Annotated in this window: 11 protein-coding genes; 5 read left to right on the top strand and 6 right to left on the bottom strand. The window is 72.7% G+C overall.

Going from position 1 to position 11,989, the window contains the following annotated elements; translation table 11 throughout:
* Window positions 1–13: 13 nt before the first annotated feature.
* Both AC29IT_RS01260 and AC29IT_RS01265 read right to left on the bottom strand, forming a co-directional pair.
* Window positions 14–1,081, bottom strand: a complete 1,068-nt coding sequence (locus tag AC29IT_RS01260; RefSeq protein ID WP_358438962.1) for a tartrate dehydrogenase — start codon at window positions 1,079–1,081, stop codon at window positions 14–16.
* 68 nt (window positions 1,082–1,149) lie between these two features.
* On the bottom strand, window positions 1,150–2,085 hold the full coding sequence (locus AC29IT_RS01265) for a LysR family transcriptional regulator (RefSeq protein WP_358438965.1): 936 nt from the start codon (window positions 2,083–2,085) through the stop codon (window positions 1,150–1,152).
* Between the two features lie 81 nt (window positions 2,086–2,166).
* On the opposite strand from AC29IT_RS01265, the gene AC29IT_RS01270 reads away from it, so the two are divergent.
* Entirely contained in the window at window positions 2,167–3,123 is a 957-nt protein-coding gene (locus AC29IT_RS01270; protein ID WP_358438968.1) for a PHP domain-containing protein, read from the top strand.
* A gap of 131 nt (window positions 3,124–3,254) precedes the next feature.
* Here the strand turns inward: AC29IT_RS01270 and AC29IT_RS01275 are convergent, their stop codons facing one another.
* Entirely contained in the window at window positions 3,255–4,046 is a 792-nt protein-coding gene (locus AC29IT_RS01275; protein ID WP_488217524.1) for a dioxygenase family protein, read from the bottom strand.
* 83 nt (window positions 4,047–4,129) lie between these two features.
* Between AC29IT_RS01275 and AC29IT_RS01280 the strand changes: the two genes are divergently transcribed.
* Entirely contained in the window at window positions 4,130–4,618 is a 489-nt protein-coding gene (locus AC29IT_RS01280; protein WP_358438974.1) for a MarR family winged helix-turn-helix transcriptional regulator, read from the top strand.
* A 490-nt stretch (window positions 4,619–5,108) separates the two neighbouring features.
* On the opposite strand, the gene AC29IT_RS01285 is transcribed toward AC29IT_RS01280, so the two are convergent.
* A complete protein-coding gene (locus AC29IT_RS01285; RefSeq protein WP_488217525.1) occupies window positions 5,109–6,989 on the bottom strand; it encodes an ABC transporter ATP-binding protein in 1,881 nt (626 codons plus the stop codon).
* A gap of 457 nt (window positions 6,990–7,446) precedes the next feature.
* Between AC29IT_RS01285 and AC29IT_RS01290 the strand changes: the two genes are divergently transcribed.
* The 3 genes from AC29IT_RS01290 to AC29IT_RS01300 all read left to right on the top strand — a co-directional run bounded on the left by AC29IT_RS01290 (window position 7,447) and on the right by AC29IT_RS01300 (window position 10,608).
* Entirely contained in the window at window positions 7,447–8,283 is an 837-nt protein-coding gene (locus AC29IT_RS01290) for a GPP34 family phosphoprotein (protein WP_358438977.1), read from the top strand.
* 230 nt (window positions 8,284–8,513) lie between these two features.
* A complete protein-coding gene (locus AC29IT_RS01295) occupies window positions 8,514–10,049 on the top strand; it encodes an APC family permease (protein ID WP_358438980.1) in 1,536 nt (511 codons plus the stop codon).
* The gene (locus AC29IT_RS01300) at window positions 10,039–10,608 is read left to right on the top strand and encodes a GNAT family N-acetyltransferase (RefSeq protein ID WP_358438983.1); all 570 of its coding nucleotides are present in this window, start codon (window positions 10,039–10,041) and stop codon (window positions 10,606–10,608) included. Before AC29IT_RS01295 ends, AC29IT_RS01300 begins: the two co-directional genes overlap by 11 nt.
* 10 nt (window positions 10,609–10,618) lie before the next feature.
* On the opposite strand, the gene AC29IT_RS01305 is transcribed toward AC29IT_RS01300, so the two are convergent.
* Window positions 10,619–10,846: a hypothetical protein gene (locus AC29IT_RS01305; RefSeq protein WP_358438986.1), complete on the bottom strand. Its 228-nt coding sequence runs from the start codon at window positions 10,844–10,846 to the stop codon at window positions 10,619–10,621.
* A 288-nt stretch (window positions 10,847–11,134) separates the two neighbouring features.
* Window positions 11,135–11,872 (bottom strand): IclR family transcriptional regulator, encoded by a 738-nt coding sequence (locus tag AC29IT_RS01310; RefSeq protein ID WP_488217526.1) that lies wholly within the window; start codon window positions 11,870–11,872, stop codon window positions 11,135–11,137.
* Between the last annotated feature and the right edge of the window lie 117 nt (window positions 11,873–11,989).

Here is an 11,989-nt window from a genome sequence, read left to right on the forward strand (position 1 = left end):
CGGCCCGCCGCGGTCACGCCGCGCCGATCTCCGCGGCGATCGCCTTCCCGAGCTCGGCGGTGCTCGCCGACCCGCCCAGATCCGGGGTGCGCACGACACCCGCCGCCAGCACCGACTCGATCGCCCGCACCACGTCCGCGGCCGCCTCCTGCTCGCCGAGGTGGTCCAGCATCATCGCCGCCGACCAGACCTGCCCGATCGGATTCGCCACCCCGCGCCCCGCGATGTCCGGCGCCGAACCGTGCACCGGCTCGAACGTCGACGGGAACCGCCGCTCCGGATTGATGTTGCCCGACGGCGCCACCCCGATCGTGCCCGTCACACCCGGCCCCAGATCGGACAGGATGTCGCCGAACAGGTTGCTCGCCACCACCACGTCGAACCGCTCCGGCGACATCACGAAGCGGGCGCACAGGATGTCGATGTGGTCCTGGTCCACCGCCACCTGCGGGTATTCCGCCGCGATCGCCTGGAACCGCTCGTCCCAGTACGGCATCGAGTGGTAGATCCCGTTCGACTTCGTCCCCGACGTCACGTGCGGTTTCCCGATGCGCTCGGCGAACTCGAAGGCGTAGCGCAGGATGCGATCGGTGCCGTGCCGGGTGAACACCGCCGTCTGCAGCACCATCTCGGTCGGCGTGCCCTCGCCTTGGCGCCCGCCGAGCCGCGAGTACTCGCCCTCGGTGTTCTCCCGCACCACCCAGAAATCGATGTCGCCCGGCGCCTTGTCCCGCACCGGCGGCGTCACCCCCGGCAGCAGCCGCACCGGGCGCAGGTTCACGTACTGGTCGAACTCGCGGCGGATCGGCAGCAGCAGGCCCCACAGCGACACGTGGTCCGGCACGCCCGGATAGCCGACGGCGCCGAGCAGGATCGAATCGTGGTCGCGCAACCGGTCGAGGCCGTCCGCAGGCATCATCCGGCCCGTCTCCCGGTAGGTCTCGCAGCTCCAGTCGAAGTGGCGGTAGTGGAAATCGATGCCGTACTCGCCGCGCACCGCGTCGAGCACCCGCAGCGCCTCCGGCATCACCTCGGTCCCGATGCCGTCACCGGGCAGGACCGCGATCTCGTAGCTGGACATGCCGCCATCCAACGCGGCTCGGGCGGCGGCGTCCAAGACCGGCTGCGCATCCGCTAGATAGGCGATGCCTATCTCCCCAGTTCCTCTCGCCCTAGCGCCGGTTCCTCCCTAGCCCGCGCGAGCTCCTCCCTCGCCAGCGCCAGGTCCAGGAAGCGCTGCGCGGCCGGAGTGAGCGGTGCCGGGCGGTGGATCAACGAGATCCGCAGCTCCGCCGCCGGCTCCAGGTCCAGGACGCGGGCGCCCGCCGCCCGCGCGAACTCCGCCCACCCCGCGGTGAGCACGGCGATGCCCGTCCCGGCCAGCACCAGCGGCAGGATCGCCTCCCGGTGCGCGGTCTCGACCACGATCCGCAGGTCCACGCCCTGCGCGATGATCTCGTCCACCACGTGCCGCATCCGGTTCCCCTCCGGCGAGGTGATCACCCGTTGCCCCGCCAGGTCCGCGCGGCGCAGCACCGCGCGATCCGCCTCCCACGGCCCGCCGGGTGCGGTGACCACCACGAACCGCTGCCGCTCCACCAGGCGGGAGCGCAGTCCCGGCAGCGCGAAGTCCTCCGCCGCCCCGATCAGCCCCAGCTCGCTGCGGCCACCGCGCACCAGGTCGGCGGCGTCCGACGGGGTGAACGCGGGCTGCACCGACACCAGCACGTCCGGGCACTCCGCGTGGAAGCGGCCGATCATCGCGGTCAGCGGCTGCACCGACTGCGACGGCAGCACCGCCAGCTGCACCCGCCCGGAACGCAGGCCCTGCACCGATTCGACGCTCGCCCGAGTCGTGTCCAGGTCGCGCAGCACTTGGCGGGCCGGTTCGAGCATCGCGCGGCCCGCCTCGGTGAGCACCGCCCGCCTGCCCAGGCGGTGGAACAGCGCCACGCCCACGTCCCGCTCCAGCGTCCGCACCGCCTGCGACAGCGAGGGCTGCGCGACGTGCAGGCGCTCCGCGGCCCGGTGGAACCCGCCCTCGTCGACGATCGTGACGAAGTACTCCAGCTGCCGCGCGTCCACCGTGCCTCCCGTTCCCGTCCTGACCCGTGCGCATCCTCCCTCCGCAGTGCGCCCGCGGCGAGGACCGGCTACCAACGGGGGATGGACCCCGGTACCGCGCTGCGGGAGATCGCGTTCCTGCTGGAACGCGCGGACGAACCCGCGTTCCGGGTGCGCGCGTTCCGCCGCGCCGCCGACGTCGTCGCCGAGCACGACGACCTCGAACGCCGCGCCGCCGACGGCCGGTTGACCGAACTGCCCGGCATCGGCCGCACCACCGCGGGCGTCATCGAGCAGGCGGTGCGCGGCCGCACCCCGGACTACCTGGAGCGGCTGCGCGCCGCCGCGCCCGAACCGGAGGAGGGCCGCGAGCTGCGGGCCCGACTGCGCGGTGACTGCCACACCCACTCCGACTGGTCCGACGGCGGCAGTCCCGTCGCCGAGATGGCCCGCACCGCGCGGGACCTCGGTCACGAGTGGATCGCGCTCACCGACCACTCGCCGCGGCTGACCGTGGCGCGCGGGCTGGGCTCCGAGCGGCTGCGCGCCCAGCTGGAGCTGGTGGCCGAGCTGAACGCCGAACTCGCCCCGTTCCGCATCCGTCCCGGCATCGAGGTCGACATCCTCGACGACGGTGGCCTGGATCAGGACCCCGGGCTGCTCGCCGAACTCGACGTGGTGGTGGCGAGCGTGCACTCCAAGCTGCGGATGCCGCGCCGCGAGATGACCCGCCGGTTGTGCGCGGCGGTGGCGAACCCGCAGGTCGACGTGCTGGGGCACTGCACCGGCCGGTTGCGCTCGAAGCGGCCGCCGTCCGAGTTCGACCCCGCCGAGGTGTTCCGCGCCTGCCGCGACCACGGCGTCGCCGTCGAGATCAACTCGCGGCCCGAGCGGCTGGACCCGCCGCTGGAGCTGCTCGGGCAGGCCGCCGAGCTGGGCTGCTCGTTCGCGATCGACTCCGACGCGCACGCCCCGGGGCAGCTCGACTGGCAGATCCACGGCTGCGCCCGCGCGGAACGCTGCGGCATCCCGGTGGAACGGATCATCAACGCGCGCTGAGGTCGTGCCGAGGCGCTCGGCGGGCTCGTTCCTCGGTGCGCCGGTACTGGTCCGCGGGATGCGCGGATCTCGGCGGCGAGGGCGGCAGGTGCGTTCGCCGCGCGGACCGGACCGACCTCCGCCGCGGACGGTCAGGCCACTTGGAACGAGCGCTTGGCCAGGCCCATCCAGTAGCCGTCGATGAGCTGCTCCGGCGGGGCCGCCGGATCGGTGGCCGCGCCGAGGGTGACGAACAGCGGCGCGAAGTGCTCCGCCGTCGGATGCGCGTAGGGCATCCCGGGTGCCCGGTCGGCGTACGCGGCCAGCTCGTCCACGGCGCCGCGGGCCAGCGCCTCCCCGGCCCACAGGTCGAACTCCTGCGACCAGGACGGTGCGGCGGCGCGCGGGCTCGGATCGGTGAGGAACGGCAGCCCGTGCGTGGTGAACCCGGAACCGATGATCAGCACGCCTTCGTCGCGCAGCGGCTGCAACCTGCGCCCGACCTGCAGCAGGCGGGTCGGGTCCAAGGTGGGCAGCGACATCTGCAGCACCGGGATGTCGGCGTCCGGGTACATCACCGTCAACGGGACGTACGCCCCGTGGTCGAGCCCGCGTTCCGGCAGGTGCGCAACGGGTTCGGTATCGGGCATCAACGCGGCGACCTGGGCGGCGAGCTCCGGGGCTCCCGGGCTGCGGTATTCCGTGCGGTAGTAGCGCTCGGCGAACCCGGTGAAGTCGTAGGTCAGCGGCACCCCGGTGTCGGTGGCACCGAGCATCAGCGGTGCCGCCTCCCAGTGCGCGGAGATCACCAGGATGGCGCGCGGCCGCGGCAGGTCGGCGCTCCACGCGGCGAGCTGGCCGGTCCACAGGTCGTCGTCGACCAGTGGCGGTGCGCCGTGGCTGAGGTAGAGGGCAGGCATCGGCCCGGGGTGCGCTGCGGCCATCGCCGCCTCCTTTTCTTGAAGATTCAAATATTAGGGTAGGCAAAGCCGCTGGTCGACTCAACCGGTCTGGTTAGACTGGTCCGGTGGACGAGCCGCGCTGGTTGACCGACGAAGAGCAGAAGGCATGGCGTCAGCTCGCGATGCTCATGACCCTGCTGCCGCCCGCGCTCGACTCTCAGCTGCAGCGCGACTCCGGCGTCACGCACTTCGGCTACTGGGTGATGGCGATGCTGTCCGAACGCCCCGACCGGTCGCTGCGGATGAGCGACCTCGCCGCTCGCGCCAGCGCCTCGCCGTCCCGCGTCTCGCACGTGGTGGCCCGGCTGGAGAAGAACGGGTGGGTGCGCCGCGCCCGCTCTAGTTGCGATGGCCGCAGCAACCTCGCCGAACTCACCGACGCCGGCTACCGCAAGGTCGTCGACGCCGCGCCCGGCCACGTCGAACGGGTCCGCGACCTGGTGCTCGACGCGCTCACCGGCCCGCAGCTCCAGGAGATGGGGGAGATCTGCGGAGCGATGCTCCGCCGCATCGACCCGGACGGCCGCAAGGGCACCCGCCCGCTCACCGACTGACTGCTGGTCGTCTCGGCTCCTGCTGCTAACGGGGGCGGTGGCGGAACCTCAGCTGGTCCCTCGCTGCGGGATCGATGTCACCGGTGGCTCCGCCACAGGAGAAATCGCCGTCCTCGCGAGGAACCAGCTGAGAACCCGCTGCGGTGCCGGTGGCGTGTGTGGTCGTCAGGTCATCGGCTTCGCCGCTGAGAGAAGAAACCGCAACCGCCGCTGGCAAGATCAACGGTGGGTGGCCGGTGGTTCGGCTCGGCGGACCACCGGTCACCGATCGGTGGTGTTCGTTCGCGTCAACCTGCCTGTTGTGGAACGTGGTGGCCGTTGCCTGGGTCGGGGCGGGCCTCGAAGGTGTTGAGGGGTCAGTACCGGTTGCGGGTCGAGATGGAATCGGTCGGGGAGGCGCGCCCGGTCTCGCCGGTCTCGCCGGTCACGGTGGTCGCGTTGGTCGCGGTGGGCGGGCCGCCGGATGCGGCGGTCCGCCCACCGGGGTGGATCAGGTGGCTGAGACGGCCTCCGCGGAACCGGCGAACTGGGTGCGGTGGAGTTCGGCGTAGAGGCCGTCGCGGGCGAGCAGATCGGCGTGGGTGCCCTGTTCGGCGATGCGGCCACCGGAGATCACCAGGATCCGGTCCGCCTCGCGGATCGTGGACAGCCGGTGCGCGATCACCAGCGCGGTGCGGCCCGCCAGCGCCGTGGACAGCGCCTGCTGCACCGCCGCCTCCGACTCGGAGTCCAGGTGCGCGGTGGCCTCGTCCAGCACCACCACCGGCGGTGCCTTCAGCAGCAGCCGCGCGATCGCCAGGCGCTGCTTCTCCCCACCGGAGAGCCGGTAGCCGCGGTCGCCGACCACCGTGTCCAGCCCGTCCGGCAGGTCGTCGACCAACTCCTGCAGCTGCGCGGTGCGCAACGCCGCCAGCAGTTCGGCGTCGGACGCCCCCGGTCGGGCGTAGGCCAGGTTCGCCCGGATCGAGTCGTGGAACAGGTGCGGGTCCTGGGTGACCACGCCGACCGTCGAGTACAGCGAGCGCAGCGTCACGTCCCGCACGTCGTGCCCGGCGACCCGGACGCTGCCGGCGTCCACGTCGTAGAGCCGGCCCGCGAGGTGCGTGATCGTCGTCTTCCCCGCGCCGGAATGTCCCACCAGCGCGACGGTCTGGCCCGGCTCGGCCCGGAAGCTGATGTCGTGCAGCACCTCGTGCGCCGGAGCGCTCTCCGGGCGGGCGACCGATTCCAGCGAGGCCAGCGACACGTCCGCGGAGGCCGGGTACCGGAACGACACCCGGTCGAACTCGACGGCGGCCGGTTCGGCGCGGGCGTCGAGCACCACCGCGTCCGGCTTGTCCTCGACCATCGGCCGCAGGTCCAGCACCTCGAAGACCCGGTCGAAGCTGACCAGCGCCGTCATCACGTCCACGTGCACGTTCGACAGTGCGGTGAGCGGGCCGTAGAGCCTGCTCAGCAAGGTCGCCAGCGCCACCAGCGTGCCCAGCTCGAACGCCCCGGAGATCACCAGCCCGCCGCCGAGGCCGTAGACGACGGCGGTGGCCAGCGAGGCCAGCAGGGTCAGCGCCACGAAGAACACCCGGCTGTACATCGCGGAGACCACGCCCAGGTCGCGGACCCGCGCGGCCCGCGAGGAGAACATGCCGGCCTCCTCGTCGGCGCGCCCGTAGAGCTTTGCCAGCATCGCGCCGCCGACGCCGAACCGCTCCGTCATCAGCGAGCTCAGCTCCGCGTCGGTCTTCATCTGCTCGCGGGTGATCCGCTGCAACCGGCGGCCCACCCAGCGCACCGGCAGCAGGAACAGCGGCAGCAGGACCAGTGCGATCAGGGTGATCTGCCAGGACAGCGTGAACATCGTCGCCAGCACCAGCACCAGGCTCAGCACGTTCGACACCACCGAGGACAGCGTGCTGGTCAGGGCGCGCTGGGCGCCGATCACGTCGGTGTTGAGCCTGCTGACCAGGGATCCGGTCTGCGCCCGCACGAAGAACGCGACCGGCATCCGCTGCACGTGGTCGAACACCTCGGAGCGCAGGTCGTAGATCAGGCCCTCGCCGAGACGCGCGGAGTACCAGCGCTGCAGCAGCGACATCCCGGCCTCCAGCACCGCGACCAGGGCGACGGCCAGCGCCAGCCACAGCACCACGCCCGGGTTCCGCGGCAGGATGCCGTGATCGATGATCGCCTTGAACAGCAGCGGGGTCACCACGCCGAGCACCGCCGCCACGGCGACCAGCACCAGGAACGGGACGATGTCGCGCAGGTACGGCCGGGCGTAGCGCGCGATCCGCCGGGCGAGCCCGGGTGCCAGGCGCTGCCTGGTCACCGAGTCGTCGCTGGCGAAGGAGCGCATCGTCTCCCAGCTGGTCATGTGGTGGTTCCTCTCGGTGTGGCGGCTCCGCGGCCGGTTCGGGTCGGTCGCGGGCCGGTGCGGTGCGCGGCCGGTGCGGGCGCCGTCCTGGGACGGGACCGCGGGTCGGGCCGGGCGCGCCACTGCTCGTGGTGGGTCGGTGCCGATCGTGCTAGTTCGCGTTAACTCGAAGTCAAACGCCGGGGCGCGGCCGGGTGTTCCGGCGCGCCCCGCCCTCGTGCCGCGAGCGCCTCGCTGTCGAAGGGGAAGTCGTTCCACGTCAAGGGGTTTCCGACGCCCGATCGCCGATGACCACTCGAACGAGCGAAGTGGCGTCGGCTTGATCACAGTGAACATCGCGCTTCTGGAGGATCTTGGCCTGGACCGGGAACGATTACGCTGTGTCCCGGGTTGGAAACGCTACGGAGTCATCGTCGCGAGGGCGTTTCCCGGGGGAAACCGAGTCACTGGGGTGTTCATGTCGATCCACGAGGGTGCGGTGAACGGGCGCCGGACGCGCCGGTTGTCCCGAGCCGTCCTGACCACGTCACCGGACCCGCCGGACGAAGGAGTCCCGGACGCGGGGGCACCCGACCCGCGCGCGGAGCGGGCGTCCCGGGAACGGGCCACCCGCACCGGGCGGATCCCGCTGCGGCTGGCGGACCGCTACTTCCTGGTCGCGCACACCGGGTCGGACCGGCTCGCCGCGCGGGTGGACCCCAAGCTGGTCGCGCTCGGCTGCGCGGGCGGCCTGCTCGCCGAACTGCTGCTGGAGGACGAGATCGGCGTGCTGCCCACCGTGCGCCCCGCGGGCAAGGGCATGCCGCCGGACTTCCTGTCCTGGTCGGTGCTGCGCGAGATCCGGTCCGAACCGCAGCACTCGGTGCGCACCTGGATCCAGTACCTGTCGGGCACCGCGGCGGAGAAGGTCCGCGCCCGCCTCACCATCATCGACGTGGTCCGGGAGGTGCCCGTCGCGGGCGGGTGGCGCACCGGGCCCGCGGTCGCCTGGCGCCCGGTCCGGCTGGACCAGCGCACCCCGGTGGAGGGCGTCGTGGACACCTTCACGCACGACGAATCGGCCGCGATCCGATCCGGGATGATCACCGTTCCGGACGCCCAGGCCGAGGTGGCGCTGGCGTTGCTGGTCACCGGTACCGGCATCGCCGGTCGGCTCGGCCTGTCCCGCCAGGTGCAGCGGCAGGCGGAGCAGCGCGCCGAGAGCTGGCTGCCCCGGCTGCCGGCGAGCTTGCGCACCGTCGTCGCGGAGGTCACCGCCGCCCGCGAGCAGTGGGCCATGACGCCACGGAGATGACCCGGCTGGCCGCTCCCGGTCGCGCCGCCGCACGGGCGGCCGACCCGGCGGTTTCCCCGGCGCCGCCGCACGGTGCGGCGAGCGTGCCGCCGACGGCGATTCGCACCCGATCCCGACACCGGACCGCGCGGAACCCCGCGCACCTCCGGGCCATACCCGACCAGTCCCGAGCCGTACCCGACCAGGCCCGACCAGGCCCGAACAGCCCCGAACAGCGAGGAGAACCGATCGTGCCACCGTCCACCCTGCCCAGATCGGCGGAGCAGTCCCCCCGGCCGGGCCCGGTCGCGAACTCGCTCGCCGCCTCCCGGCTCGGCATGTGGTCGATCATCTTCTTCACCGTCGCCGCGGCGGCCCCGGAGACCGTCGTCGGCGGGGGAGCGGTGAGCGGGTTCGCCGTCTCGGGCGTGAACGGCATCCCCGTCGGCTACCTGGCAGTCGCGGTCGTCCTCGGCCTGTTCGCCGTCGGCTACGTGGCGATGTCCCGGCACGTGGAGAACGCGGGAGCGTTCTACGCCTACATCGCGAAGGGCCTCGGCCGGGTCACCGGCACCGCCGCGGGCGGGGTCGCCGTGCTCGCCTACGTGATGGTGCAGGTCAGCCTGGTCGGCGGCTGCGGCGTCGGCGCGGCGGACCTGCTGCACCAGGCAGGTGGCCCCGCGGTGCCGTGGTGGGTCTTCTCCGGGGTGGGCACCGCGCTCGTCGCGGTGCTGGGCGTGCTGCGCATCGACGTCAACGGGCGCGTGCTGGGCGTGCTGCTGCTCGCCGAGATCGCGATGATCCTGTTCTACGACCTGGCGTTCGTGACCGATCCCGCCGAACCGGGGGTCACGCTGACCACCTTGAACCCGCTGCAGCTCGGCACCGCGGCGTCCGGGGTGATCCTGGTGATCGCGTTCACCGGGTTCATCGGGTTCGAGAACTCCACCGTGCTCGCCGAGGAGGCCCGCGATCCGCGCACCGTCGGGCGCGCCACCTACCTGTCGCTGGCGTTGATCGGCGGGATCTACGGGCTGTCCACCTGGGCGTTGACCGTGGCGACCGGCCCGGACCGGATCGTGGCCGCCGCCGAGGAGCACTCCACCGAGCTGATGTTCGTGCTCGCCGCGGAACGGCTGCCCGCCGCGCTGGTCACGCTCGGCTCCGCGCTGTACGTGACGAGCCTGTTCGCGGGCATGCTCTCGTTCCACCACGTGTGCGCCCGCTACCTGTTCGCGCTCGGCCGCGAGGGCATCGGACCGCGCGCGTTGGGCGTCACCAGCCCGCGCACCTCGGCGCCCACCGCGGGGTCGGTGACGCAGAGCGCGGTGACGGCGCTGGTGATCGCGGTGTTCGCGATGACCGGCTGGGACCCGATCGTCCACCTCTTCTTCTGGGGAGCCTCCGGCGGGGCGCTCGGAGTGCTGTGCCTGGTCACCGCCACGTCGTTCGCCGTCGTCGGCTACTTCCTGCGGACGCCGGGGCACGGGTGCGGGCGGTGGCGGACGCTGTGGGCGCCGGGTGCCGCGGCGGTGGTGCTCAGCGGAATCCTGGTGCTGACGCTGCGGTCGTTCGGGACCGTGCTGGGACTGCCACCGGGATCGGCGGCGGCGTGGGCGTTGCCCGGCGCCTACCTGGTGGTCGCGCTTGCCGGGCTCTGCTGGGGCGTGGTGCTGCGCCTGCGCCGCCCTGACGCTTACGCCCGGATCGGCATGGGAGCGCGATCCGCCCTGATCGACCGAGCCGACCCCGGTCGGCCGAGCGAGGAGCTCCACGATGCGAACTGATGTCGACCTGCCCGTCCGGACGCTGGTCAGCGCGTTCGTCCACGACGCGGTGTCCTGCTGGCTGGTGCCGGACCCCGCGCTGCGAAAACCGCTGTACGAGGCCTGGTTCGAGCTGACCGTGGCGCACGCCGAACGCACCGGCGCCGTGGTCACCACCGGCTCGGCGGTGCAGGTGTGGTTCCGCGGCGACGGGCGGGAAGCCCCCCGGACGCTGGACGCCGAGGGGGAGCGGCGGCTCGCCGACCTGGTCGGGCCGTTCGCCGACCGGTTCGCCACCTTCGACGAGCTCACCGAGCAGCGGCACCCGCGGGTCGAGCACTGGTACCTGGCGCTGATCGGCGTGCCACCGCACCGGCAGCGCGCCGGGAAGGGCACGGCGGCGTTGGCCGCGAGCCTGCGCGAGTGCGACCGGGCCGGGCTGCCGACCTACCTGGAGGCGAGCAGCACCGCCAGCCGTGCGCTGTACCAGCGGCTGGGCTTCGCCGATCTGGGCGACCCGATCGAGCTGCCCGGTGGCCCGCTGCTGCACCCGATGTGGCGCGGGGTGGCCGGCCGGTGAGCACGTCGGCTCAGGTCTGGGACTCGGCGCCGACGTAGTCGAAGTCCCAGGTGCCGGTGTGCTTCGACCCGGACCGCTCGTAGACCAGCAGCGGCGGCGGGGTCGCGCAGCGGCGCTGCTCCGGCAAGCGGACGGGCACGGTGATGCGCGGAACGGGATGGCCGGTGGGATCGGCGGGGACGCTGACCTCGCGGCCGTCCTCGGGCCCGCCGCGCAACCGGGCGCGGACTTGATCCACTGCAGTGACTCCCTTCGCCGACTCCTGACGGCAACCGGTTCCGACTCCGGCCCGGCCGACGCGGTTCCCGGACTCACCGGATCGAGGGATCATCGGATTCGGGAACCGGGGTGTGGTGCGCCCCTTCCGCACGGCCGAGGGTCACCGTCGTCGCCGGTGTGGTGACCGAGCGTACTCCGATCCGGTTGCCCGGTGGTTGCGATTCGGTGGCGGTGTGCGTGCCCGCGATGACCGGTTTTTCCCATCGTCCGGGGGAAAAGCGCGCGGGCGCGGGATGCCCGGCGGACTTCAGGTGTAGAGCGGGGCGAGCAGCGCGGCCGTCTCGGTCAACCGGGCCGAGTGCGCCAGCAGCGCGTCCTTCGGCGTCTGGAAGGTGATCGTCGAGATGCTCACGCCGCCGATGGGCCGACCCGCGCCGTCCAGCAGCGGCGCGGCGAGGCAGCGGATCGTCGGTTCGTTCTCCTCGTCGTCGAGCGCGCAGCCGTCCGCCCGCACCCGGGCCAGTTCCCGTTCCAGCACGTCGGGGTCGGTGGTGGTGCGCTCGGTGCGGGCCGGGAGGTCGCGCAGCAGCGGCGCCCGCTCGTCCGCGGGCAGGTGCGCGAGGATCGCCTTGCCGATCGCGGTGCAGTGCAGCGGCAGCACGCCGCCGATCCGGGAGGCCATCCGGTAGGGCCCGTCGCTGTCCACCTTGCGCACGTAGATCGCGTGATCGCCGCTGCGCAGCGCCACGTGCACGGTCTGCTCGACCTCGGACTGGAACCGGCGCAGCACGGTGTCGCCGCCGGTGTCCTCAGCGGAGGCGATGGTGGCGGACAGCGCGTAGGTCCGCGGGCCGAGCCCGTAGGCGCCGTCGCCGTCGCTGATCACGTATCCGGCGCCGCTGAGGCCGCTGAGGATGCGGTGCGCGCTGGGCTTGGCGAGCCCGGTGCTGCTCGCGATCTCGCCGAGCCGGTGCGGGCCGCCGGTGCGGGCCACTGCTTCGAGTACGCGCAGCGTGCGCAACGCGCTGCCTTCGGTGGCGCTCATGGGGGCTGCACCGCTTCCTCGGCCGTTGATTTTCCGGTGATCTCCCGCTTACGCTACCGTTCGCATCAGCAGAACGGTATTCCGCGGAACGGAACGATACAGCGTCGACGCGGAGGC

The sequence above is a fragment of the Saccharopolyspora sp. MMCC62 genome (assembly GCF_057736575.1).

What these genes read in the sequence shown, in the direction of transcription:
- AC29IT_RS01285 (WP_488217525.1), bottom strand. Translation starts at nt 6,989, where the DNA reads ATGACCAGCTGGGAGACGATGCGCTCCTTCGCCAGCGACGACTCGGTG.
- AC29IT_RS01275 (WP_488217524.1), bottom strand. Translation starts at nt 4,046, where the DNA reads ATGGCCGCAGCGCACCCCGGGCCGATGCCTGCCCTCTACCTCAGCCAC.
- AC29IT_RS01300 (WP_358438983.1), top strand. Translation starts at nt 10,039, where the DNA reads ATGCGAACTGATGTCGACCTGCCCGTCCGGACGCTGGTCAGCGCGTTC.
- AC29IT_RS01310 (WP_488217526.1), bottom strand. Translation starts at nt 11,872, where the DNA reads ATGAGCGCCACCGAAGGCAGCGCGTTGCGCACGCTGCGCGTACTCGAA.
- AC29IT_RS01270 (WP_358438968.1), top strand. Translation starts at nt 2,167, where the DNA reads ATGGACCCCGGTACCGCGCTGCGGGAGATCGCGTTCCTGCTGGAACGC.
- AC29IT_RS01290 (WP_358438977.1), top strand. Translation starts at nt 7,447, where the DNA reads ATGTCGATCCACGAGGGTGCGGTGAACGGGCGCCGGACGCGCCGGTTG.
- AC29IT_RS01260 (WP_358438962.1), bottom strand. Translation starts at nt 1,081, where the DNA reads ATGTCCAGCTACGAGATCGCGGTCCTGCCCGGTGACGGCATCGGGACC.